The organism is Streptomyces sp. NPDC029014, assembly GCF_055564695.1.
On the sequence record NZ_JBVHVT010000007.1, the window covers coordinates 108,625 to 132,156 of the forward strand.

The following is a 23,532-nucleotide window of genomic DNA, read 5'->3' on the forward strand; positions in this document are numbered from 1 at the left end:
GCGAAGCTTGTTCACGTCGCAGGGAGCACGGGGGACCGAGACCGACTGACGAGACCTCACGTCAGGCGTGTCATGGGCAGATCGATTCACTCCGGGCCCGCTCCCACCCCACGTTCGGTACGGCTGTTCGCCGTGCCTTCCAAGGAGTAGCCATGTCCGGCAAGGCCCGCACCAAGACCGGTAAGATCGCCCGCTTCACCGTAGTCGCCGCCCTCACCGCGTCGACCGTGCTCGGCAGCGCGGCACTCGCCGGGTCGGCCCAGGCCCTGGGCGTCTCCTCGGTCGGCGGCGACATCACCCGCTCGGAGATCCTCGCCCGCGCCCGGTCCTGGGTCGACGCGAAGGTCCCGTACAGCCAGAGCGCGTACTGGACGGACAGCAACGGCACCTACCGGCAGGACTGCTCGGGGCTGATATCAATGGCCTGGCACATCAGCGTGTCGGGGACCAACTACGGCGCCACCACCTGGACCCTGCCCGACTACGCGGTCAAGCTGGGCAGCCTGGACGACCTGCAGCCCGGTGACGCGATCGACAACATCAGCCAGCACGTGGTGCTGTTCACCGGCTGGGCCGACAGCGCCCACACCAGGGCGAACATCATCGAGGAGCCGAAGCCGGGCCTCACCGCACGGGCCACCACCTACACCCGCTCCTACCTGGTCTCCAACGGCTACCAGCCCTACCGCTACAAGCACGCCGTGGAGAACGCCCCCACCCCGCCGGCCCCGCCCGCCCCGAAGGCCATGAACTGGTACCTGTCGGACTCCGCCGGCTCCTCCACCGCCACCCGCCCGTCCTTCGGCTTCGGCAGCACCCCGATGGTCCCGCTGGCCGGTGACTTCGACGGCAACGGCACGGACACCCAGGCCGCGTACGACCCGACGACCTCCACCTTCTACCTGGCCAACTCCGGCAGCACGGCCCAGGCCACCATGGTGTACGGCAACCCCGGCTTCCTCCCGGTCCTCGGCCGCTGGGACGGCGGCACCGACCAGATCGGCGTGTACCAGCCCGACAACGGCAAGTTCCACCTGCGGAAGTCCGACGGCCAGACCGTCTCCTTCACGTTCGGCAACGGCGGCAACTGGAAGCCGATCGCAGGCGACTGGGACGGCAACGGCACCGAGACGGTCGGCCTGTACGACCCGGACACCAGCACCTTCTACCTGCGCAACAGCCTCACCCAGGGCGGCGCCGACGAGACGATCGCCTTCGGCAACGCCAACAGCATCCCGATCACCGGCGACTGGGACCACACCGGCCGCACCAACATCGGTGTCTACATGCCGGACAACCGCACCTTCTACTTCCGGCACGACGACGGCAGCGTCACCAGCACCACCTACGGCAGCGCCGGCGACACCCCGATCGTCGGCGACTGGGACGGCAACGGCTACGCCACCCAGGGCGTCGTCCACTCCTGAGCCACCCGAGCGCGACGCTCTCCGCCCTTGGCCTTGGTGCGTTTCCCCCGACGGAACGCGCCAAGGCCCACAGCCGGGCCGCGGCGAGGCTGGGGCATGTACTGGCCAGTTACGCCGTGGATGTCCGGCCGGCGCCGTTTGTCGTACGCCGCGAGGGGGTCGGCAGGGTCGGTCCGGGGGACGGCGGGGGACGGCTGGTTCGGGGGCCGGGTCGGCGGTGCTTGCCCATGTGCTCGATGCTCTCAGGTCACGCTGCGATGGTGGTCGGCGTGCGGCGGGTCACCGCCGAACCTCGGGTACGGCATGTTCCTGTGCGCCCGGGGTGGCGGCAGCGGCGCGGACGTGACGGCCGGGGCGGGCTGGGCGTCAGCGCAGGCCCCGACGGCGGCCCGCCGCGGACGGGTGTGGTTACGCGGTCGGGTCGCCGAGTGCGGTGAGGATCTCCCCGACGGTGCGCTCGAAGAGCGGCTCCGCATCGGTGAGCGCGAAGTCGAGGTGTCCGAAGGCCTCCACCGCGACCGCGCCGTACAGCCGGGCCCAGCCGCTGACGAAGACGTAGATCACCTCCAGGGGGACGGGCTCGCCGACCAGGTGCTCGCGCACCTCCTCCAGCTGGACCGTCCAGGCCGGGTCGAGGTCGCCGGGGGCCTGTACGCCGCCCTGCCTCCACAGCTGGACCATGAGGTCGAGGATGACGGCGCCGAAGCGCCAGCTGGGGTCGTGGGCGGCGGCTCCCGGTGCGGTGTCGGCGTCCGCGACCGGTTTGGCGAACAGCAGCGCGAACTCCTGCGGGTGGCCCAGCGCCCACCGGCGCAGCTCACGGCAGACCTCGCGCAGCCGCTGCCCCGGCTCGCCGGCCGGCCGGCGCTCGCGTGCCGCGGCCAGGGCGGCGGCCAGCTCGTCGTACAGGTGCGAGACCAGGGCCTGGATCAGCTCCCGGTGCCCGGCGTAGTAGCGGTACAGGCCCGGCGCCGTCAGGCCCATCTCGCGCGCGACGGCCCGTACGCTCACCGCCCCCGGCCCCTCCTCGACCAGCAGCCGCCGCGCGATGCGCATCGAGTCGGCCAGCGCTTCCTCGCGGACGCGGTGCCGGCGCCTGCCCGCAGCGGTTCCCGGAGTGTCCGTCATGGCCGTCGGCCTGCCTCCCACTTGACAAAGTTAACAGTTATCACTTTAGCTCCCCATCAGAGTTAACACTGTAAACAATTGCTCTGGGGGACTCATGAACCACGGGATCGTGCTGACCTACACGCTCACCCCGCGATGGCTGGCCCTGACACGGGCCGAGCGCAACACGATGCGCGCCACGCACATCGAGCCGCTCTTCGCGGCGTACGCGGACCGGATCACGGCCCGGTTCTTCGACGCCGAGGCCTTCAACGGGCGGGTCTCCGACTTCGCCGTCCTGGAGACCGAGGACCTGGGGGCCTACTACTTCCTCATCGAGGCGTTGCGCGACACCCCGCTCATCAGCGATGGCTACCTGGAACTCGGCGAGATCCTCTTGGGCGTCCGTGACGGCTTCCAAGCCTACGAGCGTGCGCTCGGCCCCACCGTGGTGCCGGCCGGGACCGAGGCACGAGCCGGTGCACCAGCCGCGGACCGCGGCGGTGGCCGGTGCGCCTGATGCGGGCCACCGCCGTGCTGGTGCTGTTGGACACCCTCGTGCAGGCGGCGCTGGCCGTCCTGTTCGTCACCGGCGATCTCGACCTGCTGGTCTGGCACTCGGCCAACGCCGACGTCCTGGCCGCCCTCACCCTGCTCCAGGCAGTGGCTGCGCTGCTGATGTGGCGGCGGCTGTCCGCGCCCGCCTGGCCGCTGGCCGCGAGCATCGCCCTGGTCGCGCTCGTCGGCGCTCAGCAGGCGCTGGGAGAGGCACGCGCGCTGGCCGCGCACCTGCGGCCGGGCACCGCACCAAGGTCCGCGTCCACAACGATCTGACCGTCCCCACCGTCACCCACCTGCACGGGGGCATCACCCCGCCGGAATCCGACGGTCACCCCACCGACCTCCGCCTGTCCACCCGCTGCGCCCCAGGTCAGGAGCGCCGGCACGCCGGGAACGAGCACGGCGGGCGGACCACGACCGCCTACCGCACCTACGACTACCCGCTGCCGCAGCAGGCCGCGACGCTCTGGTACCACGACCACCGCATGGACCACACCGCAGAGCAGGTCTGGCGCGGCCTGGCCGGCTTCTTCCTCATCGCCGACGAGGAAGAGGACGAGCTCCCGCTCCCGCGCGGCGACCGCGACCTGCCGCTGATGCTGTGCGACCGGTCCTTCGACGAGGACGGATCCTTCCGCTACCCCGACCACGTCCACGAGGCCTTCCCCGACGGCGCCCTCGGCGACGTCCAGCTCGTCAACGGCGCACCCTGGGCCGTCCTGGAGGTCTCAGGCTGCCGCTACCGGCTCCGCCTCCTGAACGCATCCGACGCCCGCCGCTACCAGCTGCGCCTGGACGTCGAAGGCGGCGGGCGCGGCGGCTTCGTCCAGATCGGCAGCGACGGCGGTCTGCTCCCCGCACCCCAGCAGCTGAACGTCATCGGCACATCGCGCCGGGAGAACGCTTCGACGTCATCGTCGACTTCGACTGCCACCCGGGCGGCAGTCGCATCACCCTGCGCAACACCGCCTCGCATCACCCTGCGCAACACCGCCGCCCATGGGCCGATGCGCGACGTGATGCGCTTCCATGTCGTACGCGCCGCCGCCCGCGACTCCACCCGTGTGCCGGCCCGGCTCACCACCCGCTTCGAGTCCCTCACGCCGACTGCGGACATCCCGGGCATCCCAGGCACCCCGGTCCGGAACTTTGACTTCCGCCGCACCGCCGCCAGCGAGGACCGGCAGATGTGGACCGTCAACGGCAAGCCGTTCCACCCCGACACCGTGCTGGCCCGACCGCGCCTGGGAAGCGTGGAACGCTGGCGCTTCAGCAGCGACTTCCACCACCCCGTCCACGTCCACCTCGCCCAGTTCCAGGTGACCGCCCGCGGCGGCCGCCCGCCCTCGCCGAAGGACGCGGGCTGGAAGGACACCGTGGAGTACGCCCCTACGAGACCGTCGAAGTCCTGGTGCGCTTCACCGGCTACAAGGGCCGCTACATGGTCCACTGCCACAACCTCGCACACGAGGACATGGCCATGATGGCCACCTTCCAGGTCACCTGACCCTCACGGCCGCCGTCCGTGACCGGTGCGGGCGAGGGCGTCGGCGAAGGGAGCAGATCAGGCTTCGAAAGGGACGTTGCCGTTGCCCGTGGTAGCGGCTTGTGTGCGGTCCGTACGCAGGGCGCTGGGGGTCAGGCCGAGGTGGCGGCGCATGGTACGGGTGAGGTGGCTCTGGTCGGCGAAGCCGCACGCGTCGGCGACGTCCGCTATCGCGGTGTCGGTGGTGACCAGGGCCCTGCGGGCCCGTTCGAGCCGCTGACCGAGGACGTACTGGTGCGGGGACTGCCCGGTGGAGGCCCGGAAGACCCGGGTGAAGTGCGACGGGCTCACGCCGGCGACCCGGGCGAGGTCGTCCAGGGCGACGCGCTCGGCGAGATGGGTGTGGATGTAGTCGGTGACCTGCGCCAGCAGGCGCGGCGGCAGACCGGAGGGAGCGGGCGCGAGGCCGGCTCCCCGGGAAGCCGCGGTCTTGATGACGTGCGCGGCGACCGCCTGCACCAGTGACTGGGCGTAGAGGGTGTCGGCGGGCACCTTCTGCTCGTACTCGAGGACCAGGCGTTCGACCATCATGGCGAGGAACGGGTCGTTGCGGTGGTAGTCCGGGGTGATCTCCAAGGTGCCGCGGAAGCCGCCCTCGTCCGCGAGCTTCTCCAGCCAGGCCGGGTCGAAGGCGACGAGCATCAGCTCCACGTCGTCCTCCCAGCGGGGGCGGGACGCCCAGCCGGCCGGATTGATCAGGGACTGCCCGCGGTGGAAGCGTTCCCTGCGGGCGTGCCCGTCAGCGCTCCAGCGCAGGTTCGCCGACGTACCCGCGTGCACCACCAGGACGTGCGAGCTCGGGCCGACGGGCGGTTGCGCGACGGGGTGCTTCCCGGCGGCCAGCTCCCTGTCGCGCTCCACGACGGCGCGGTCCAGGTCGGGTCCGCTGCCCGACAGATGGACGAGGTGGGGCTTGATCAGGGACGTCGTGGAGCTGGGCACGTCCCCATTATCGATGGGCGTGTCCTTGATTGCACAGGTCCGGCCCGGCGGCGAGTGCGGTACGGGGCATGCCGCATGCGGCATCTGGTGACCAAGTGATTCCGTGATGCGTTCGTTCCAGGACGGCCGGATCGTTCAAGAACGGCCGGGGCCGGGCGGGCGACATTGGTGGCGCACATCGTGCGGACACCGGAAGGAACCAACCATGAGCTCGAACCACTCGCTGTCCGGCAAGACCGTCCTCATCGGAGCCGGCGCGAAGAACCTCGGTGGTCTGATCAGCACCACCGTGGCGCAGCAGGGCGCCAACGTCGTGATCCACTACCACTCCGACGTCACCGCCGCGGACGCGCAGAAGACCGCCGAGGCGGTCGAGGCGGCCGGCGGCGCGGCCCTGACCGTCCAGGGCGACCTGTCGAAGGTGAGCGAGGTGGAGCGGCTCTTCACCACCGCCAAGGAGCACTTCGGCGGCATCGACGTCGCCGTCAACACCGCGGGCATGGTGCTGCGCAAGCCGATCGTGGAGACCACCGAGGAGGAGTACGACCGGATGTTCGCGGTCAACTCCAAGGCAGCGTACTTCTTCATCCGCGAGGCCGGCCGGCACCTCAACGACGACGGCAAGGTGATCACGATCGTCACGTCGCTGCTCGCGGCGTTCACCGACGGCTACTCCACCTACGCCGGCGCCAAGGCCCCCGTGGAGCACTTCACCCGGGCCGCCGCCAAGGAGTTCGCCGCCCGCGGCATCTCCGTCAACAACATCGCCCCCGGCCCGATGGACACCCCTTTCTTCTACGGTCAGGAGACCCCCGAGCGCGTGGCGTTCCACAAGTCGCAGGCGCTGGGCAACGACCTCACCAAGATCGAGAACATCGTGCCGTTGGTGACCTTCCTGGCCACCGACGGCTGGTGGATCACCGGCCAGACCGTCTTCGCCAACGGCGGCTACACCACCCGCTGACCCCCGCGAGGCCCTCGCAGCCGGCCGCCCTGCGGCCCTGGAGCGGCTCCCACCGCTCCAGGCCCGTGGCAAGAGCACCGCAGGCCGACGGTGACGGCCGTACCCGCAGCACTGGGCCCGCGAGCAGAGGCGCTGCCGCGCACCTGGAGCGCTCCCGTGGCAGCCTGCACAACAGGTTGCGCCGCCATCCTGGCCCCACGGCATCCGGGCCCGTTCACCCCCGGCGGAGTGGTCGACGACAGGGGCCGCGTCTTCACCGGCCCCGACGCCGTCCGCGCCTGGACAGAGGCCCGTCCGACCTCGCCTCCACCCTCGACGGTGACCGCATCAGCCTCATGCGGATCACCGGCTGACCCGACCCGCGTGCACGCGCCTGGAGCAGTGAACGATGAGCAGCAGCCCCTTGGCCCGGCGCGCCAGCCGGATCGTCACCCGTATGACGGCGCGCGACCCTGACGAGGCCCACCGCACCGCCACGTCCCTGGAGCTCTTCTTCGACCTGTGCTTCGTGGTCGCCATCTCCCAGGCCGGGGTGAGCCTGGTGCACGCCCTCGCCGACAACCATCCCGGCACCGGGGTCACCGGCTATCTCTGCGTGTTCTTCGGCATCTGGTGGGCCTGGATGAACTACTCCTGGTTCGCCTCCGCCTACGACTGCGACGACGTGCCCTACCGGCTGCTCACTCTGCTGCAGATGGCCGGCGTCCTCGTCTACGCCGCCGGCGTCTCCCGCGCCTTCGACGACGGCGACTGGACCGTCACCGTCACCGGCTACCTCCTCATGCGCGTCGCCCTGACCACGCAGTGGCTGCGGGCCGCACGAAGTGAGAGCGGCCCCACCGCGCGCACCGCCCGCCACTACGCGGTCGGCCTGCTCCTGCGCCAAGGCCGCCTGGGTCGCCTTCCTCTTCGTACCGTCCAGCGCGCGCACCTGGCTGTTCGTGGTGCTGGCCCTGGCCGAGCTGTCGGTGCCGGTCCTCGCCGAGCGTGACCACCCGACCTCCTGGCACGCCCACCACATCGCCGAACGCTACGGCCTGTTCACCCTCATCGTGCTCGGTGAGACCGTCGCCGCCGCCACCGTGGCGGTCAAGTCCGCTCTCGACGCGCACCACGCCCCGGGGGCCCTGCTGCCCACCGCGCTCGGCGGACTGCTCATCGTCTTCGCCGCCTGGTGGATCTACTTCGCCGTGCCCGCGCACGCCCACCTGACCTCCAACCGGCAGGCGATCCCGTGGGGTTACGGCCACTACCTCGTCTTCGCCACCGCCGCAGCGATCGGCGCCGGCCTCGAGGTCGCCGTCGAACACGCCACCGGCCAGACCCACACGTCCGCCCTGACCGCGCACGCCGCCCTCACCATCCCCACGGCCGTCTACCTCGCCACGGTATGGCTGATCCACACCCGGCACCACGCGGTGACCACCACCGACCGCCTTGCGCTTCCGCTCGCCGCCTTGGCGGTCCTCGCCTGCACGTACGCCGGCGACGCAGCCGTCCTCCTCACCGGCCTCACCTGCCTGCTCGCCACCGCCGTCCTCACCTGGGCGCGGGCGTCCGACGGTCGCACGCGCATCGACTGGGCCGGCAACCGCTGATTCCGGGGCTGCCGGTCAGTTCCCCGGGCTCCGGCGCCACCGCCGGAGCCCTCAGAGGTCCCGCCGTTCTTGGGGCCGCGGGAGTTCGCCACGGACATCAGGTTCGTGCTGTTGGTCGAAGAGCGGCACCGCCATCGACAGATCCAACAGGCCTACCCACTCGTGTCTCTTCGACCAGCACCTGCGGCACCGCAGGAGGCACCTCCTCGACGGCCCGAGCCCGACCGTCCCAGAGGTGAAGTTCATCCGGTGAAGCGTCGGACCGCACGGTGCACGGTCCGACCAGGGCCGCCCGAGACGCCGTCCCCGTCCGGCCGTGGCCTGCGCAAAGGCGGCCATCCGCGCCGCCCTTCCCTCGCGTGATCGCCGCTCCCCGGCACCTCGTGCATCTGACCAGGGGGCCGCTGGCCCGGCGCGGGGAGACGAGTGCGGCAGAGCCGGAGCGATATGCCGATTCCGGACGGAACGCCGCGTGTAGCCGCCACGCGTGCATGCTCAGGAAATCCCGGTACGACCAACTGTTTACCTGCCATTCGCCGTCAGCTGGTGGTCTGTCCTCCGTTGACCACCGCTTCCCCACGCCAGACGCTCCAAGGAGTCGCATCCATGCGCAGGCCCACCCGCCGACACCTCACGATCGCCACTGCCCTGGTCGCCGCGACCGCGGCCGCCGCGGCCGTCACGACCACCGCCGGCGCGTCCGACACCGCGCAGCAGGCGAACGGAGCGATACAGGCCGGGAAGGCGAAGAACGTCATCCTGCTCATCGGCGACGGCATGGGCGACTCGGAGATCACCCTCGCCCGCGACTACACGGTGGGCGCCAACGGCCGCCTGAACATGGACAAGTTCCCGCTGACCGGCGCCTACACCACCTACGCGGTCCACGCGGACGGCACCCCCGACTACGTCACCGACTCCGCGGCCAGCGGCAGCGGTTGGGCCACCGGCGTGAAGACGGTCAACGGCCGGATCTCCAAGACCCCCGGCACCGACAAGGCCGTCCCCACTCTTCTGGAGCTGGCCCAGAAGAAGGGCTACGCCACCGGCAGCGTCACCACCGCCGAGCTGACCGACGCCACCCCGGCCGTCCTGGCCTCCCACGCCACGGACCGCTCCTGCCAGGGCCCGGCCGACATGGCCAAGTGCCCCACCGACACCATCGCGGCCGGCGGCCCCGGCTCCATCGCGGAGCAGTCGGTCAACCACAAGGTCGACGTCCTGCTCGGCGGTGGCAAGAGGCGGTTCGACCAGAAGGTCACCGACGGCACCTACAAGGGCCTCAGCGTCACCGAGCAGGCGCAGAAGCTCGGCTACCAGGTGGTCACCGACAACGCCGGCCTGCAGAGCGTGAAGCCCGGCCAGCCGGTGCTCGGCCTGTTCGCCGCGGGCAACGTGCCGGTGGAGTGGACCGGCAAGCCGGCCGCGGTCGGTGGCACGGACCCGCAGCGGTGCACCACCTCCAACCCGGGCCGTCCGGCGACGACCCCCAACCTCGCCGACTCCGCCACCAAGGCGATCGAGCTGCTGGAGGCCAAGCAGAAGCAGAAGCACTCCAAGCAGGGCTTCTTCCTCCAGATCGAGGGCGCCTCGATCGACAAGCAGGACCACGCCGCCGACCCCTGTGGCCAGATCGGCGAGACGGCCGCCTTCGACCGCGCGGTGAAGGTCGCCCGCGACTACGCCGCCAAGCACCCCGACACCCTCGTCGTCACCACCGCCGACCACGGCCACACCAGCCAGATCGTCCCGCTCGAGGCGACCCCGCCCGGCCTCTCCTCCACCCTGGTCACCAACGAGGGCCAGCAGCTGAAGGTCAACTACTCGACCAACACCCCGGGCCAGTCCCAGGAGCACACCGGCGTGCAGGTCCGCATCGCCGCCCAGGGCCCCCAGGCCTACCGGGTCCTCGGCGTCACGAACCAGACCGACCTGTTCACCACGATCAGCGAGGCGCTCCGCCTGCACTGAACACGTTGAGCCAAGGGAAGGGGGAGTCCGGTCACGGACCCCCCCTTCCGCCGTCCAGTTCGATGGCGGCGTACACGGCACCGTCCCAAAAGGGTCCTAGCAAAGCCGTTGGACGTGTCGGTGATGCAGCAGGTGGCGAGGCCGAGGAAGGCTTCGTGGATGCCGTCGCGTCGTTCCCACCGGGCGCGCAGGCGCCGGAAGCCGTGGAGCCAGGCGTGGTGCGTTCGACGACCCGGCGATGGACGCCGAGGCCGGGTCCGCTTCGGAGCCCGCCGGGCTGCCCTGACATGAGTGGAGTCGATCACCGGTAGGCGGTCCCACACACCTGCCTCATTCCACGCGGCCAGCCGCCACCAGCTTCAGTGCCTGGACCGGCAGCAACGGCGCGACGAGAAGACCCCGTTCATCGGACACGACCCACAGCCGAGAGGTCCTCTTCGCCACGAACGGCCCAACGGGCATGCAAGCCGACAGCCACACCATCAACGGCTTCTGTCAGGACCTCTTAGCGGCGGCGGCCCAGGACTCGGTCGCTGGATGACGGGCGGCTCCTCGTGGCGCGTGCGGTCGGCGTGAACCACTCCCGTAGACGTGGATCCACGTCCACGTCATGCGGATGTCCGCCGCATCCGGGTGAGTTGACGCCGTTGGCGCTATGTTCTTCCTACTGCGGAAACCGGCGGGGGAGCGGACACGACGATGAGCGAGTACTTAGCACGGACCGGCACCCGGTCCGCCCGGGGGCGGCGGATCCTCGGGAGCACCGCGCTGCGGCTCGCCGCGGCCACGATCGTCGGCGCGCTCACGGGGCTCACCGTGTTCAGCCTCACCGAGGTGACCAGCCGCAGCCTCTTCGTCATCACCGGGGGCGTCGCGGGCGCGGTGGCCGTCCTGGCCGTGCAGTGGTACCAGCGCACGGCCCGCCTCACCGAGGTCAAGGTCACCATCCCGCAACTGAGCGAGCTCACCTTCGCCGTCAACAACGACTCGCGTCAGGTCGCCTGGCAGATGTTCATCGAGACGGTGACCCGCGTGTCCACGCAGCCGCTGGCCAGCGACGAGGGCGTCGTCCGTGAAGCCCTTACCTCCATGTACGGGCTGTTCGCCACGACGCGCGAGACCCTCAAGACCGCCCGCCCCTCGGCTCCCGTTCCGGGCGGGCAGACGGTCGAATACCTCGCGATCACCATGCTGAACCGCGAGCTCAGGCCGTTCCTGTCGCACTGGCACCCCCGGCTGCGCGAGTTCGAGCAGGCGCATCCGGGCAGCCCGGAGTCCGACTGGGCGGAGAACGCCGCCTGCCGGACACAGCTGCAGCGGGTGCAGCGCGACATCCACGCCTACGCGGTCGGCTTCGCCCGCCTGGCCGGCGTACGAGAAGCCGAGTCGCTTATCGGCCGGGTTCCCCCATCCCGTACCCCGGACGACCGGCCCGGAAGGAGTGGCAGCCCCGCGGCGGGCACCGCCGGGGACCCGCGCTGAACGCCCCGAAGGGGAAAGGGACATGAGCGGGGAGCGGACCGGGTACGACGCGTTCATCTCCTACAGCCACAGCTGGGACAAGGACCTCACCAAGGCCTTCCAGAACCGGTTGCAGACCTTCGACCGGCCCTGGTACCGACCGAGAAGCCTCAGGGTGTTCCGCGACGAAACCAATCTGGCGGCGAACCCCCACCTGTGGCGGGAGATCGAGCGCGGGCTCACCGAGTCGCGGTGGCTCGTGCTGATGGCCAGCCCCGCCGCTGCCGCGTCCCCTTGGGTGCGGGGGGAGATCCGCTGGTGGCTCACCCACCGCTCGGCGGACACCCTCCTCATCGCCTGGACCGACGGCACGCTCGTCTGGGACGATGACCGGACGTCCTTCGACTGGTCGAGGACCGACGCCCTGCCGCGCGAGGAGATGGACGGCGCCTTCGGCCACGAGCCGCGCTGGGTGGACCTGCGCTGGCTGCGCCGTCCGGAACAGGCGAGTGCTGCCGACCCGCGACTGCTCGAATGCGTGGCGGAGTTCGCGGCCCCGATCACGGGCAGGTCCAAGGACGAGGTGATCGGCGACCACGTGCGCCGGCATCGCCGGACGATGCGCCTGGTGTGGTCGGTCGTCGCCGTGCTGACCGCCCTGCTGCTGGCCGCCGTCGCCGGGGGCGTCACCGCCTACACCCAGCGCAACACCGCCCGGTCCCAAACCCTGGTGGCCCAGTCCCGTCAGCTCGTCGCGGAAGCGTCGTCCATCCGTGACACCCAGCCCGATCTGGCGCGCCAACTCCTCGTCCAGGCCTACCGGCTCGCTCCGACGGCCGAGGCGGCCGGGGCACTCGTCGAGAGCGGCAGCCTGCCCAGGGTCATCCACGGGGACGGCGCCGTACGCGGCGTCGCGTACGGCAGTGGGGGCCTGCTCGCCCTGGCCGATGACCGGGTCCGGCTCTACGACCTCGCCAGCGGCAGGCTCCGCGCCACGCTGGAGGAGCCGCAGAGTAGTGTCGCTGCGGTCGCGTTCGGCCCGGACGGACAGATCCTCGCGATCGGCGACGCCGACGGTGGGGTGTGGCTGCTCGACGTAACGGCCGCGGAGCGACCCAGGAGCCTGGCGGCCGTGTCCGTGACGGAGGGCCGCACGAAGCAGCTCGTGTTCGCCCCCGACGGCAAGCTCCTCGTCCTGGGCCCCAGGAGTGGGGCCGTACTCGACGTCACGGACCCCGCCCGGCCCCGCTCCCTCGGGCCTCTACCCGCCCGGACGATCGCGGCCGGCTCCACGGGCACCGTGGTCCTCACCGAGGAGGACGAGGAGACCGGACTGGGCCTGTGGACCCTGTCCGACTCCGCCCGGCCGACCCGAGTCGCCACCGTCACCTCTCCGTCCGCCGGTGTGTTCGCCACCGACGGCCGTGCCTCCTTCAGCGCGGACGGCCGCGCGCTGGCGGTCGGTGGCGCGGACAACCGCGTACGCCTGTGGGACGTCGCGGACCCCGCCCGCCCGGTCGCCCGATCGGATCTGAACGCGCAGGGTCGCAACGGCGTCAACAGCATGGAGTTCTCCTCGGACGGTTCCGTGCTGGCACTGGGCGGCGGCGACGGCACGGTCACCCTGTGGGACGTATCCGATCCGTTCCGCCCGCGTTCCGGCGCCCGCCTGAGCGGCCACACGAGCCCGGTCCAGGGCCTGCGCTTCAGTCCGGACGGCCAGAGCATGGCCTCCGTCGGCACGGATGGGGCGGTTCGGCTGCCTGTCGGCAGCGGGCCCGTCGACAGCACGGTGCGCCTGTGGCCCGTGTCAGGGAGCGAACGGACCTCCGCCCCCACGCTGATTCGAGCAGCAGTGACGTTTCCCTTCCCGCCCTCCTTCAGCCCCGACGGCGCCCTGCTGGCGGCCGGGGGACATCCCACCACCGTGTGGAAGACGGACGCCACGTCGGCGCCCCGCCGCGTGGCCACACTGGAGAGCTTCAACGACGGCGGTCAGGCCGCAGCCTTCGGCCCTTACGGCCAGACCCTGTTCTCCGGTCTCCCCCTGGTCGCATGGGACATGAGCGACCCCGCGGCCCCGCGTCGGCTCACCCCGCAGGAGGTCCGCTTCACCGGCACGCAGGGCGTCGCTTTCAACCCCGTCCTTCCGCTGATGGCGACGGGGGCGGGTGACGCGGCTCCCCAGCAGCTGGCCAGGGGAACGGTGCAGCTGTGGGACATCGCAGACCGGGCCCGGCCCACGCTCGTCGCCACGCTGGACGGCACTGCGGCCGGTCCGCAGGCGATCTCGTTCAGTGCGGACGGTACGCTGCTCGCCGCGCCGGCCGCAGGGGGCACCGTGCGGCTCTGGCGCGTGGCCCGCAACGTCCGGCCCGTGGCCGTGGGGGACATCGCGACGGCAAAGGGAAACACGACCGCGCTGGCGTTCGAGCCGCGCGGCCGCACGCTGCTGGTCGGCGACGAGAGCGGCTCGCTCACCGCCTGGGACGTCTCGCGTCCCGGCCGACCCGTGCCCAGGGGTGGCTCCGCCCGGCACACCGGTGCCGTCGTAGGGCTCGCCTACCACCCCGGCGGGGCCGTCGCGGTCACTGCCGGAGGGGACGGCCGCGTCCGGCTGTGGGACGTCAGCGATCCGGGCCGCCTCGTCGAGATGGCCTCGCTCAGCGGAGGCGGTCTCTACCCGGCCGCGACCATGGCGTTCAGCCCGGACGGCAGTCGTCTCGCGGTCAGCGACGACCGGGGCACGCGGCTGTGGAGCGTGGACCGGGCCGCCATCCTGCGGCGGCTGTGTGCGGAGTCCCCCCGCATCACCCGCGAACAGTGGGCCCAGTACCTGCCCGACCGAGCTTACGACCCACCGTGCGCCTGAGCGCGTACGGGAACGGAGGACACCATGGCAAGCGGCTTACGGCGCACGAGCGCCCCGTCCATCGCCCTGCTCGCGCTCGTCGTTCTCACCGGTGCGTGCGGTGCGCCGCGTCCAGCACCGCCCGTCCAGCCCGCCGCCTCTTCGCCCATCGGCCCCGGGTCCGTGTCGCCGGCGCCGTCGCCCACGCAGGAACCGGTGCTCGTCGGGCCCGCGCCGGCGGACCTCCACGACGTGGACTGGGCGGGGACGCCCGTGCCGGGCGAGTTCTGCGATGTCCCGGGACTGGTCCGGCCGGGTGCCGACGGCAGTGCCACGGCCACGTCCCGGACGTGGGGCACCGTACGCGTTCGGCGCGGCGTCCAGGTCGCGTACGGCGACACCGACGGTGACGGGCGCGACGAGGCCGCGGTCTATGTAGGCTGCGATGACAACGGGTCTACGATGAGCGGGCAACTCGTCGCCGCGTACGTCGTGTTCACCCGTGAGGGCGACGGCCTCGCCGCGCTCGGCGCGATCACGCCGCGGCAGAAGTCGGCCGAGTACACGACGGCACTCACCGGGCTGGAGTTCGCGCCCGGCCGGATCACCGCGCACGAGAAGTGGTACCGCCAGACGGACCCGAGGTGCTGCCCCACGGGGGACGCCACCACCGTCTGGACGCGGGACGGTGAGCGTCTGACGCCGGGCGAACCCCGTGTCGTCTCCTGAAGTCCCCGCCCCCGCCGGTGGCGGGGCAGTCGGCCGTCAGGGCGGCGTCGGCCGTCAGGGGCGGGTGGCCGCTCCGCGGCAGGGGGGACCGATCTTGATTCCTTTCAGGTAGCGCTCGTACTCGCCGTCCGGAAGCGGGTCGGGGGCCAGTGAACAGAGTGTGGTGCGCCAGGCTGCGAGATCCACGGTGCGACGTACGAGCGAGCCGTCCGCTCCCATGGTCAGGACGGAGCCGTCCGCGCTGTTGAAGGTGGTCACGCCGCCCTCGCCGTGTCCCGTCATCGCCCAGGTGCCCCGGGCTTCTCCCGTGGTGGCGTCCCAGAACTGCAGGCCCGCGTCGGTCCCGGTGCCGTACGCGTGGACGAGCAGGGCGTTGTCGGCGCCGAAGGCGACGCCGCCTTGGCCCTCGGGCGAGACCGAGGCCCCTTGGACGGCCGTTCCCGAGGCGACGTCGAAGACGATGAGGCGGTTGTCGCCGTTGATGACCACGGCCTTCTCCCCGTGTCGGCTGATCGCCACCGAGGTCCGGAAGTCGGCCCCGCCCGGGATCCTGCTCCGGTGCACCCGGTGGAGCCCCTTCTCGGTGCTCCAACGCCACACGATGAGTTCGTCGCGGTCCACCACGGCGACGGTGGTGGCGTCCCCGCTGGCGGCCACGGGCGCCCCGGGGCCCGTGCCGAGGGGTTGGGACTGCCGTACCTGCCAGGTGCGCGGGTCAATGACCTGGAGGGCGCCGTCCGTGACGGCGAGGAAGCTGATGTGGTCGGGGAGGAAGGACACCGGGGCCACGCGGTGCCCGGGGCGCCAGGGAGCGCCCGTCCGGCTGCCGTCCCCCGGGTTCCAGAGGGTGAGGACTCCGTCGTCGTCGGCGACCACCACGCGTGCACGGTCGGACGAGGCGATGACCGTGCTTTCCCCGGCACCGCTCGTCTTGGCGCGCTGCCCGATCCGCCCGATCCGCACCAGGCCGTCGCCGCCGGTGGCCCACAGGTCCGAGCCCTCGGCAGTGGCCCTGACGGCGAGCCGCCGGTCCGGGGTGAGTTCGGCGGGCCCCAGCCGCTGTTCGTTGGGGAGCGTCGTTCCGGCCTGGATGCCGGTGGCCGAGAACAGCGTGACGGCGCCGTCGTTCGACGCGGCCACCACCCGCGTGCCGTCGCCCGATGCGGCGAGGGAGACCACGGGGTAGGTGAAGGCTCCGAGTACTCGTCGTCGGCGCGCCGCGTCGTGCATGACCACCGACCGGCCGTCGGCGGTGAAGGCGGGCCGGCCGTCGGTCGTGGCCGCCTCGGCCGGGGTCAGCCGCTTCCCGCTGGCCACGTCCCAGACGTCCGTGTGCGTGCCTGCGTCCTTGGCCACGAAGACGCGGGCTCCGTCCGGCGAGAGGGTCACGCCGAAGCGGGCGTCCCGGTCGAGGCGGGGGTAGCCGTCGAGGGGACGGGAGGCGTTCCAAGTACTGGAGTCAGGGGCAAGGGTGCGTACGGTACCCACCGAGGAGTCCAGAGCCACGAGCCGGTGCGTGTCGTCGAAGGCCAGCGCGACGGCGTCGTCGGCGGCGCCTTCCCTGAGGATCTGACGGCCGGTGGCCGCGTCCCAGACCGCCAGGTGGAAGCCGGCCGGGGTGAAGAACGATGCGGCGATGCGCGTGCCGTCGCCGGAGAAGGCGAAGGAGCGCAGCCTCATCTGCGCCCCGGCGAGAGCGCTGCCGTCGCTGGCCACGATCGTGCGCAGGAGCTTGCGTCCGCGCACGTCCCACAACTCGATCTCGTTGCCCGGGGTCTCCACCGCCAGCAGGCTGCCGTCCCCGCTGAACGCGAGGCCGCCCCCGTCCTGCGGCCACGCGTTGCCGACCAGGTCGGGCAGCCGAGTACGGGAGCGGACGTCGTAGAGGTGTACGGCGTACTTCCCTTGGCTCAGGGCATCGGGGTCGAGACCCGAGTAGTACGCCAGCACCCCTCCGTCGTGGCTCATCGCCACCTTGGTGGCCGGGCTGTGTCCGGCGCCCTGGTACTGGGCCACGCTTTCGTTCCCCTGTTGCAGGTGGTGCGTGGTGCTGTCGTTCGCGGCGATCGCGCGGCCCAGGGCCTGGGCCGCCTGGCCGGTCGGCTCGACGGCGTAGGCGTACAGCGCGAACTGGGCTGCCTTGCGCGGGTCGCTCGGGGCGACCTCCAGGGCGCGCGCTGCGAGGGAGCGGGATGCGGCCGTCCGTGCCCGGGCCGAGGCCTCGCCGCTCTTGCGCCAGGCGACCAACCCGGCGGTCCCGAGGCCCAGGGTGAGCACGAGGAAACCAGCCCCCATCGCACGGAGCCGGAGCGTAGCCTTCCGGTCTTCTTGGACCGCCCGGCTGTCGAGTACGTCCTTGCCGATTCCGTGGATCGGCGCGGCGAGGGTGACGACCTTGTCGCGGAAGGGACGGCCCGGTGCGTACGAGAAGTCCTCGGCGTCCCGGAAGGACCGCAGGTCCACCCAGAAGGGTTCGGCGGCGAACGCCCCGCTTAACTCCTTCGGGATCGCGGTGGTCCGCTCCCAGTCGAAGTCTCCGCGCGTGCCGTCCCAGGCGATCTCGCCTGCGGCGCAGGCCAGCAGCAGGTGGTCGGTGGAGCGGTTGGCCCGCCAGAACTCGACCTCTTGGCGGACCCATGCGGAGGCAGCGGCCTCGGGCGATCCGATGAGTACGAGGTGCTGGGAGCGGGCGAGTCCGGCGAGGATCGTGCGTGGCAGATCGCTGCTCGCGGCGATCGAGGTGTGGTCGCGGAAGACTTTTAGCGTCCGGCGACGTCGCCATCCCTTGCGCACCAGTTTCTCCAGCCCTTCCTGGAGCCCTTCGGCCAGTGATACGTCCCGCTGCTGGCTGTAGGAGATGAACGCGTGGTACGTCGGTTCCATGTGACTCCCCCGGCTTGGTCTGACGGCGTGCGTGGTGATGGGCGCCCCGTAGACTGCCACGCGAAGTCAACGCTCCGTGTAGGCGTCCGGGACCGGTCCCTGGTGATGCGCGGCTCCTGTTCGGGAGCGCGCCGAACGTCACCGTTCGGAATCGGTTCCCAGGCCCCGCTGATCTTCCCTAGGAAGGGAACCCCGAGTTCGACCGCGGTCTCCTGCGCCTCGAAGCGGCCGCCGCGTCCATACCGTCGTCCTCATCTCTGCCGCAAACGCATCCCGCAAACCTTCCTCGAGGACCAACTATGCGTGTCACCCTACGAGTTGGCCAATATTGCACAAGGGGAGCCCAACACACATGGTCGAACCTCCTTACCGGCGTGACGCTTTCATCTCGTACAGCCACCAGCAGGACGTCCCCCTCGCTCAGGCGCTCCAGCGGGGCCTGCAACAACTCGCGCGTCCCTGGAGCCGCCGCCAGACCGTCAGCGTCTTCCGCGATACCACCAGCCTCGCAGCCACCAGTGACCTTGGCGGCGCGCTCCTGCGGGAGCTCGGCCACTCCAAGTACTTCGTCTACATTGCCTCCCCCGCGGCCGCGCACTCCCGGTGGGTACGCGAGGAGATTGAGTTCTGGATTGCGCATCGTCCGATGGACCGCTTCCTCATCGCCGTCAGCGACGGCACGATCGCCTGGGACCCGCATGCAGGCGACTGGGACTGGTCCCATACGACCTGCCTCCCGACCGTCCTGCGCCACAGGTTCGCCACGGAGCCCCTCTGGGTGGACCTCACCGCGGTCCGCACCGCCGGGCGGTACTCCTTACGCGATGCTCCGTTCCGCGATGCGGTCGCCACCCTCCTCGCTCCCCTACGAGGTATCAGCAAGGACGCGGTGGACAGCGAGGACCTGCGCCAGCGCCGTACGGCGGTCCGGATGCTTGGTGGGGCGATGACCGCTCTCACCCTGCTGCTTGTCAGCTCACTGATCGCCGGCTATGTCGCCTGGCACCAGATGGGCGAAGCCCTATCCCGGGCGCGTACCTCCGCCTCGCAGGCGCTCGCAGCCCGTGCCCTTGAAGAGGCAGCCACCAACCCCCGCAAGGCTGCCCAGTTCGCCCTGTACGCCGACCTTGCCAGACATACGTCTGAGTCCGAACGGGCTATGGCCCAGGCCACGCGGGCCAATGCATATGTGGCACGGCACCTCCAGGGTGGCTCGGCCCTTGTCGACTCGTACCGCGGCCCCAACCACGGGCCCATGACGAACGTTGCGCTCAGCCGTGACGGAGGTCTCGTGGCCTACTACTCGGACTACGATGCCGACACCGACACCGTGGAGTTCCCCCAGCCGCTAGAAGGCCTCATCCATCTCTACGACGTCCGCACCGGTAAAGCCCTACCCTCCTTGCACACCAAGGGCTGGCGAGACACGAGCACGGGATACCTCGCGTTCAGCGGGGACGGCTCGACTCTGGTGGTGGAGACCATCAACAACGAGATCGAGGTGTGGGACGTACGGCACGCGGTCCTGACGAGAACGCTGATCGCGAGCGACGGAGAACGGCTGTCCTCAGCCGCAGCCGGTCTGTACTCGGCAGCCCTGTCCACGGACGGGCACTGGTTTGCCGCCACATTCCGCTCACCCGACGAGAGGGAACCGAGGCTCACCGTCTGGGACCTGACCAGCGGAACCCCTGTCGTCAGTGAAAAAGACGTCGCATCCCATGGGCTCGCGCTCGCCTTCGACACGTCGAACAGACTGCTGGCCCTCGCCAGCGAGACGGGCCAGGCCCGCACCCTCACCCTGGCATCAGGGACCTGGAGCGCCCCTCGGACGTTGGAGGGCTTCTCAGCCACGGACCGCGACGTCACCCTATCCCCGTCCGCCAACCGGGCGCTTCTTGCGGGACCTGGCACAGCCGAGGGGGAATTGTGGGACCTGGATCAGGGCCGACGCATCACCAACGGGGTGTCTCATGGCCACGGTCTGTCGGTCCTCCCCGCTGACGCCAACGGGCTCATCGTGGGAGCCGACGGGGCATCCGTATCGGTCTCCGACTCTGGCCTGCAGAAGGAGCACACCCTGGGCTCCTTCAGCCGGGACGTCTCCAGCATCGCCGTATCGGGGGACGGATCGTGGGTGGCGGCCGGTTCGGTCGACGGATCCGTCACCCTCTTCACCTCGGCGGCGCATGGCCTGCATGCGGTACCGAACGGAGACGGCCTACAGGACGACGAGATCGTCAGATCCGGCCAGCTCGGCGTCCGGCCCACGCAGGACGGCGGCAACGAGATCTGGACGGTTACCGATGCGACGGCAGGACCCCGCAGGCTCGGGCACATACCCGTGGCGATCGACCGCCAGACCGATGACCTTGTGGCCACCAGCGACGGCTCCCGCGTGGCGTTGCTACACAGGAGCGAGCTCTCACTGTGGGATCCGCACACGGGACGCCGCATCAGTGCGAGGCGCTACGACACCAAAGAGAAGGAGTGGGTGTTCGCATCCAATCTGTCCTTCCTGGGCGATGACTTCCACGTCATTGGTACATGGGAGCAAGGCCTCCTCGTGATCGACGTCCGAACCGGTGAGATCACCCAAAAGCTGGGAAGCTTCTGGAATCTCGCGGTCAGTCAGGACCTGGCATCGGTCGCCGCTCTGAGCCGCACCAGCAAGAACGTCACTGTGTGGCGCTGGTCGGGAAATGGGCGGGTCAAAGAGGCGGCGACTGCCTATGCCGGCGAGAGGGTCGATTCCCTCACAGTGAACAGCGACGGATCAAAGGTGGCCTCCGTGGACCGCGACGGGCGTGCCACAGTCTTCGACCCGGCCTCGGGTCGTTCTGTCACCACGGAGGCGGTGGCCCAGATGCCCAGCCAGGACGTCGTCTTCGGCGACGACGGCCTGCACTTGGTGCAGGTCTCCGAGCAGAAGGAGGACAGCACCCTGCTGCTTTGGGACGCCACTACGGGAGACTCACTGGGCAGCTGGCCCCTGGCAGTGGGGAAACGGGGTGAGCGCACGTGGCCTGGTGTGCGGATCGTCCGGAGCTCCGACAGCGGCATCCTCCTCTTCGGACCCGACGGTTCCCTCGTCCATCAGACCATCGAGCTCGCCGCATGGCGCGACACGCTTTGCGGCCTCACCCCGGGCCCGCTCCCCGCCAAAGACCGTGATCGCTACTTGAAGGGCATCGACATCGGCGTGCCCTGCCGCCCTCGGTGACCTGACTTGATCTTTAACGGCTGGGTCGTTGGTCAGCTGCTGAATGGGGTCGAGGTGCCCTCAGGCTGCGTGAGAGCATTTCGGCATGCGTCTGGTAGCTGACGGAGCCACGCCGATCTCGCGGTTGGTACTGGTGAAAGACCTGGAGACTGACGACGGACTCGCCTTCGAGCTGGCGAGTCCGCTCTTCCTGGCCGCCAGTGATCGAATCGCTTTCGAAGAAGACGGCAGGGTTGTTGTCGTGCGGGCCAGTGGAGAGCGACTGTCACCGGCCGGCGACTGGTCCACTCGTTGCGGACCCGGATCTCTGCGCCGCCGGTAGAAGCTTCCTCGAACGGCGTGCCGTACTTGCACTACACCAATGGCCCGTCACGTCGGAGATGGAATGATCAAGTGATGACCGAGACGAGCAGTGCCGGCGGCCATTCCTTCCGGCGCGAGACCGAGCAGGTCGTCAACGGGATCGCCCAGGGACTTCGCACCCTGGAGGACGGGGCGGGCTGGGAGGGGCCGGTCCGGGTCGAAGGGGACCGAGGCGGGCCTGCACCACCTGCGCCTCAAGGATGCGTTCGGCTCGGGCCTGCGCAGCGCGGCCGAGTTCGCCGCACTGGCCGTCCGCGCCGGCCTCCCGTCCGCTCCTGCCGCGACATCGGCTGGGAGCACCGCCTCTGGGAACTCGCACCGGCACACTGACATGGGAGGTCACTCCCGCCGCAGGGCCGACCCGCGGCACGCGGCTCGCGGCCGGCGTCGGCGACCTGTCGCGCTGCCACGGCGCCCGTGCCGGTGGCGGCGGTGTCGGCGCTGAGAACCGCACGGCACGAGCAACAATGGCCGGGAAGGGGGCGGTGAAGGTGCAATACCTGATGATCGTGGGAATCGGCCTCGCCTGGGGGCTCTTCCAGGCCTGGCGCGGCGGGGCATTCGGCGGCCGGGCAGCGCAGCGGCGGCGGCGTTCCGCAGGGCGGCATGACGATGGTGTCAGCTTCTCCTGCGGAGATGGAGCGTCCTGCGGCGGCGGCTCGTCCTGCGGGGGCGGCGGGGGCGACTGACACCAGGGGCATTGCGGCGCCGCGGGATGCGGGACGCGGGCGTCAAGGGATTCTTGACAAGTCGGCCGCGTCAAGGTTTCCTTGACGCATGTTGATCTTGCATTCGAAGGACCGGCACCGGGACGCCTCTCCCGCCACCGCGTCCACGGCCGCCACGCTGCCGCTCGCCGTGGCCCTGCCAGCCGTGTCGGTGATGTTCGGCGACCGGCTCGGTACCGTCGCCACCGTCGCCCTGATCGCCGTGGGCCTCGCGCTCATCGCGTGCTCGGCCGGCCTGGCCGCCCGAGCAACGACCCGCGACTCCGCCGAACAGGAGCGCCGCGACGAGGCGGTCCTCGACGACCTCGAACCCCTTGCCGGACTGCGCCGATGACCGACACACCGCTGCTCCACCCGGCGGAGATGGACCGGATCCGGGAAGGGATCGCCGCAGCCGTCCTCGACGCCCCCGACGGGCTGGCCGACTCGCTCGAACACGACCCCCACGGGTACCTGCGCCTGCTGGACGCCTCACGCGTCGGCGCCGAGGAGGCGAGCCGGCTGCTGCGCGAGGCCGTCCAGGGCGCCAGGGCCGCCGGTCACAGCTGGGACACCGTGGGCCGCGTCCTGGGAGTGAGCCGCCAGGCCGCGCAGCAACGCTTCGCGAGCAAGGCCGCCGACTCGGGCCCGTCAGCACCACCCGCCCAGGGACCGAACGCCCCGAAGCGTCGCACCCTCAGCGGTTTGACCGCGTTCAACGAGATGGCCGCACTGGAGGAGGCCGGCCGCGACGGCTGGCACATGGTCGGCTACGGCCCCTTCTTCCACGAGGTGGAGGCGTCCGGCCAGCCCTGGGAGCACTGCCGGGTCACACTCCCCTCCATCGCGCGAAACCGGCGAATGCAATCGGAAGGCTGGATTCCGGTAGGCGCAGGTTGGTTCCCGTGGCGGTACTACAAGCGACCCGCCGACCAAGGCGCCCGATAACGGACCGGTTCCCCGGCGACGGACTCATCTCCGGGTCGGGTGGGCGGAGAAGGCCTCGCCGGCCGGCTTCACCGCGGCAGCGCCGCACCCGAGCTGCTGACCGGCGCCTTCGGTGGTGAGACGGTGGGCGGTCGCCAGGCCCATGTCGCCGGTGCCGCCGGTGCCGCCGGTGCCGCCGGTGCCGCCGGTGCCGCCGGTGCCGCCGGTGCCGCCGGTGCCGCCGGTGCCGCCGGTGCCGCCGGTGCCGCCGG

General features: G+C 70.8%; 14 protein-coding genes and 4 pseudogenes. 13 read left to right on the forward strand and 5 right to left on the reverse strand.

All coding sequences use genetic code 11. From position 1 onward, the window contains the following. Positions 1 to 152 precede the first annotated feature (152 nt). Positions 153 to 1,427, forward strand: coding sequence for an NlpC/P60 family protein (locus ACZ4VL_RS05970; protein ID WP_468196356.1), 1,275 nt, complete (start codon positions 153 to 155; stop codon positions 1,425 to 1,427). A gap of 408 nt (positions 1,428 to 1,835) precedes the next feature. Here the strand turns inward: ACZ4VL_RS05970 and ACZ4VL_RS05975 are convergent, their stop codons facing one another. Further along, the gene (locus ACZ4VL_RS05975; RefSeq protein ID WP_468196358.1) at positions 1,836 to 2,555 is read right to left on the reverse strand and encodes a TetR/AcrR family transcriptional regulator; all 720 of its coding nucleotides are present in this window, start codon (positions 2,553 to 2,555) and stop codon (positions 1,836 to 1,838) included. A 94-nt stretch (positions 2,556 to 2,649) separates the two neighbouring features. On the opposite strand from ACZ4VL_RS05975, the gene ACZ4VL_RS05980 reads away from it, so the two are divergent. The 3 genes and pseudogenes from ACZ4VL_RS05980 (at position 2,650) to ACZ4VL_RS05990 (ending at position 4,602) form a co-directional block, all read left to right on the forward strand. Then, positions 2,650 to 3,054, forward strand: a complete 405-nt coding sequence (locus tag ACZ4VL_RS05980) for a darcynin family protein (RefSeq protein ID WP_468196360.1) — start codon at positions 2,650 to 2,652, stop codon at positions 3,052 to 3,054. Further along, on the forward strand, positions 3,054 to 3,368 hold the full coding sequence (locus ACZ4VL_RS05985; RefSeq protein WP_468196363.1) for a hypothetical protein: 315 nt from the start codon (positions 3,054 to 3,056) through the stop codon (positions 3,366 to 3,368). Before ACZ4VL_RS05980 ends, ACZ4VL_RS05985 begins: the two co-directional genes overlap by 1 nt. A gap of 20 nt (positions 3,369 to 3,388) precedes the next feature. Further along, positions 3,389 to 4,602: pseudogene (locus ACZ4VL_RS05990) on the forward strand (multicopper oxidase family protein). Positions 4,603 to 4,659: 57 nt separating this feature from the next. Here ACZ4VL_RS05990 and ACZ4VL_RS05995 read toward each other — a convergent pair. After that, on the reverse strand, positions 4,660 to 5,583 hold the full coding sequence (locus tag ACZ4VL_RS05995; RefSeq protein WP_468196365.1) for a helix-turn-helix domain-containing protein: 924 nt from the start codon (positions 5,581 to 5,583) through the stop codon (positions 4,660 to 4,662). A 205-nt stretch (positions 5,584 to 5,788) separates the two neighbouring features. Between ACZ4VL_RS05995 and ACZ4VL_RS06000 the strand changes: the two genes are divergently transcribed. The 3 genes and pseudogenes from ACZ4VL_RS06000 (at position 5,789) to ACZ4VL_RS06010 (ending at position 10,116) form a co-directional block, all read left to right on the forward strand. Then, positions 5,789 to 6,547, forward strand: a complete 759-nt coding sequence (locus tag ACZ4VL_RS06000) for an SDR family oxidoreductase (protein ID WP_468196368.1) — start codon at positions 5,789 to 5,791, stop codon at positions 6,545 to 6,547. 388 nt (positions 6,548 to 6,935) lie between these two features. Next, a pseudogene (locus ACZ4VL_RS06005) lies at positions 6,936 to 8,145 on the forward strand (low temperature requirement protein A). A gap of 606 nt (positions 8,146 to 8,751) precedes the next feature. Next, the gene (locus ACZ4VL_RS06010) at positions 8,752 to 10,116 is read left to right on the forward strand and encodes an alkaline phosphatase (protein ID WP_468196371.1); all 1,365 of its coding nucleotides are present in this window, start codon (positions 8,752 to 8,754) and stop codon (positions 10,114 to 10,116) included. A gap of 122 nt (positions 10,117 to 10,238) precedes the next feature. Here ACZ4VL_RS06010 and ACZ4VL_RS06015 read toward each other — a convergent pair. Then, a pseudogene (locus ACZ4VL_RS06015) lies at positions 10,239 to 10,375 on the reverse strand (IS5/IS1182 family transposase); the annotation flags it as partial. A 440-nt stretch (positions 10,376 to 10,815) separates the two neighbouring features. On the opposite strand from ACZ4VL_RS06015, the gene ACZ4VL_RS06020 reads away from it, so the two are divergent. Genes ACZ4VL_RS06020 through ACZ4VL_RS06030 form a run of 3 tightly spaced genes read left to right on the forward strand, consistent with a single transcriptional unit; the run spans position 10,816 to position 15,157 of the window. After that, on the forward strand, positions 10,816 to 11,598 hold the full coding sequence (locus tag ACZ4VL_RS06020; protein ID WP_468196373.1) for a hypothetical protein: 783 nt from the start codon (positions 10,816 to 10,818) through the stop codon (positions 11,596 to 11,598). 22 nt (positions 11,599 to 11,620) lie between these two features. Next, a complete protein-coding gene (locus ACZ4VL_RS06025) occupies positions 11,621 to 14,449 on the forward strand; it encodes a TIR domain-containing protein (protein ID WP_468196376.1) in 2,829 nt (942 codons plus the stop codon). A 24-nt stretch (positions 14,450 to 14,473) separates the two neighbouring features. Then, entirely contained in the window at positions 14,474 to 15,157 is a 684-nt protein-coding gene (locus tag ACZ4VL_RS06030; RefSeq protein ID WP_468196379.1) for a hypothetical protein, read from the forward strand. A gap of 54 nt (positions 15,158 to 15,211) precedes the next feature. Here ACZ4VL_RS06030 and ACZ4VL_RS06035 read toward each other — a convergent pair whose 3' ends face one another. After that, entirely contained in the window at positions 15,212 to 18,040 is a 2,829-nt protein-coding gene (locus ACZ4VL_RS06035) for a toll/interleukin-1 receptor domain-containing protein (protein ID WP_468196382.1), read from the reverse strand. Between the two features lie 352 nt (positions 18,041 to 18,392). Between ACZ4VL_RS06035 and ACZ4VL_RS06040 the strand changes: the two genes are divergently transcribed. The 3 genes from ACZ4VL_RS06040 (at position 18,393) to ACZ4VL_RS06050 (ending at position 23,281) form a co-directional block, all read left to right on the forward strand. Further along, a complete protein-coding gene (locus ACZ4VL_RS06040; RefSeq protein ID WP_468196385.1) occupies positions 18,393 to 21,263 on the forward strand; it encodes a toll/interleukin-1 receptor domain-containing protein in 2,871 nt (956 codons plus the stop codon). 1,140 nt (positions 21,264 to 22,403) lie between these two features. Continuing rightward, positions 22,404 to 22,688: a hypothetical protein gene (locus ACZ4VL_RS06045; protein WP_468196387.1), complete on the forward strand. Its 285-nt coding sequence runs from the start codon at positions 22,404 to 22,406 to the stop codon at positions 22,686 to 22,688. Further along, entirely contained in the window at positions 22,685 to 23,281 is a 597-nt protein-coding gene (locus ACZ4VL_RS06050; protein WP_468196389.1) for a hypothetical protein, read from the forward strand. The genes ACZ4VL_RS06045 and ACZ4VL_RS06050 overlap by 4 nt, the downstream gene beginning before the upstream one ends. A 24-nt stretch (positions 23,282 to 23,305) precedes the next feature. Here the strand turns inward: ACZ4VL_RS06050 and ACZ4VL_RS06055 are convergent. After that, positions 23,306 to 23,532: pseudogene (locus tag ACZ4VL_RS06055) on the reverse strand (hypothetical protein); the annotation flags it as partial.

Coding starts and splice junctions, on each gene's coding strand:
- ACZ4VL_RS05970 (WP_468196356.1), top strand. CDS start 153: ATGTCCGGCAAGGCCCGCACCAAGACCGGTAAGATCGCCCGCTTCACC.
- ACZ4VL_RS05975 (WP_468196358.1), bottom strand. CDS start 2,555: ATGACGGACACTCCGGGAACCGCTGCGGGCAGGCGCCGGCACCGCGTC.
- ACZ4VL_RS05980 (WP_468196360.1), top strand. CDS start 2,650: ATGAACCACGGGATCGTGCTGACCTACACGCTCACCCCGCGATGGCTG.
- ACZ4VL_RS05985 (WP_468196363.1), top strand. CDS start 3,054: ATGCGGGCCACCGCCGTGCTGGTGCTGTTGGACACCCTCGTGCAGGCG.
- ACZ4VL_RS06000 (WP_468196368.1), top strand. CDS start 5,789: ATGAGCTCGAACCACTCGCTGTCCGGCAAGACCGTCCTCATCGGAGCC.
- ACZ4VL_RS06010 (WP_468196371.1), top strand. CDS start 8,752: ATGCGCAGGCCCACCCGCCGACACCTCACGATCGCCACTGCCCTGGTC.
- ACZ4VL_RS06020 (WP_468196373.1), top strand. CDS start 10,816: ATGAGCGAGTACTTAGCACGGACCGGCACCCGGTCCGCCCGGGGGCGG.
- ACZ4VL_RS06025 (WP_468196376.1), top strand. CDS start 11,621: ATGAGCGGGGAGCGGACCGGGTACGACGCGTTCATCTCCTACAGCCAC.
- ACZ4VL_RS06030 (WP_468196379.1), top strand. CDS start 14,474: ATGGCAAGCGGCTTACGGCGCACGAGCGCCCCGTCCATCGCCCTGCTC.
- ACZ4VL_RS06035 (WP_468196382.1), bottom strand. CDS start 18,040: ATGGAACCGACGTACCACGCGTTCATCTCCTACAGCCAGCAGCGGGAC.
- ACZ4VL_RS06040 (WP_468196385.1), top strand. CDS start 18,393: ATGGTCGAACCTCCTTACCGGCGTGACGCTTTCATCTCGTACAGCCAC.
- ACZ4VL_RS06045 (WP_468196387.1), top strand. CDS start 22,404: ATGTTGATCTTGCATTCGAAGGACCGGCACCGGGACGCCTCTCCCGCC.
- ACZ4VL_RS06050 (WP_468196389.1), top strand. CDS start 22,685: ATGACCGACACACCGCTGCTCCACCCGGCGGAGATGGACCGGATCCGG.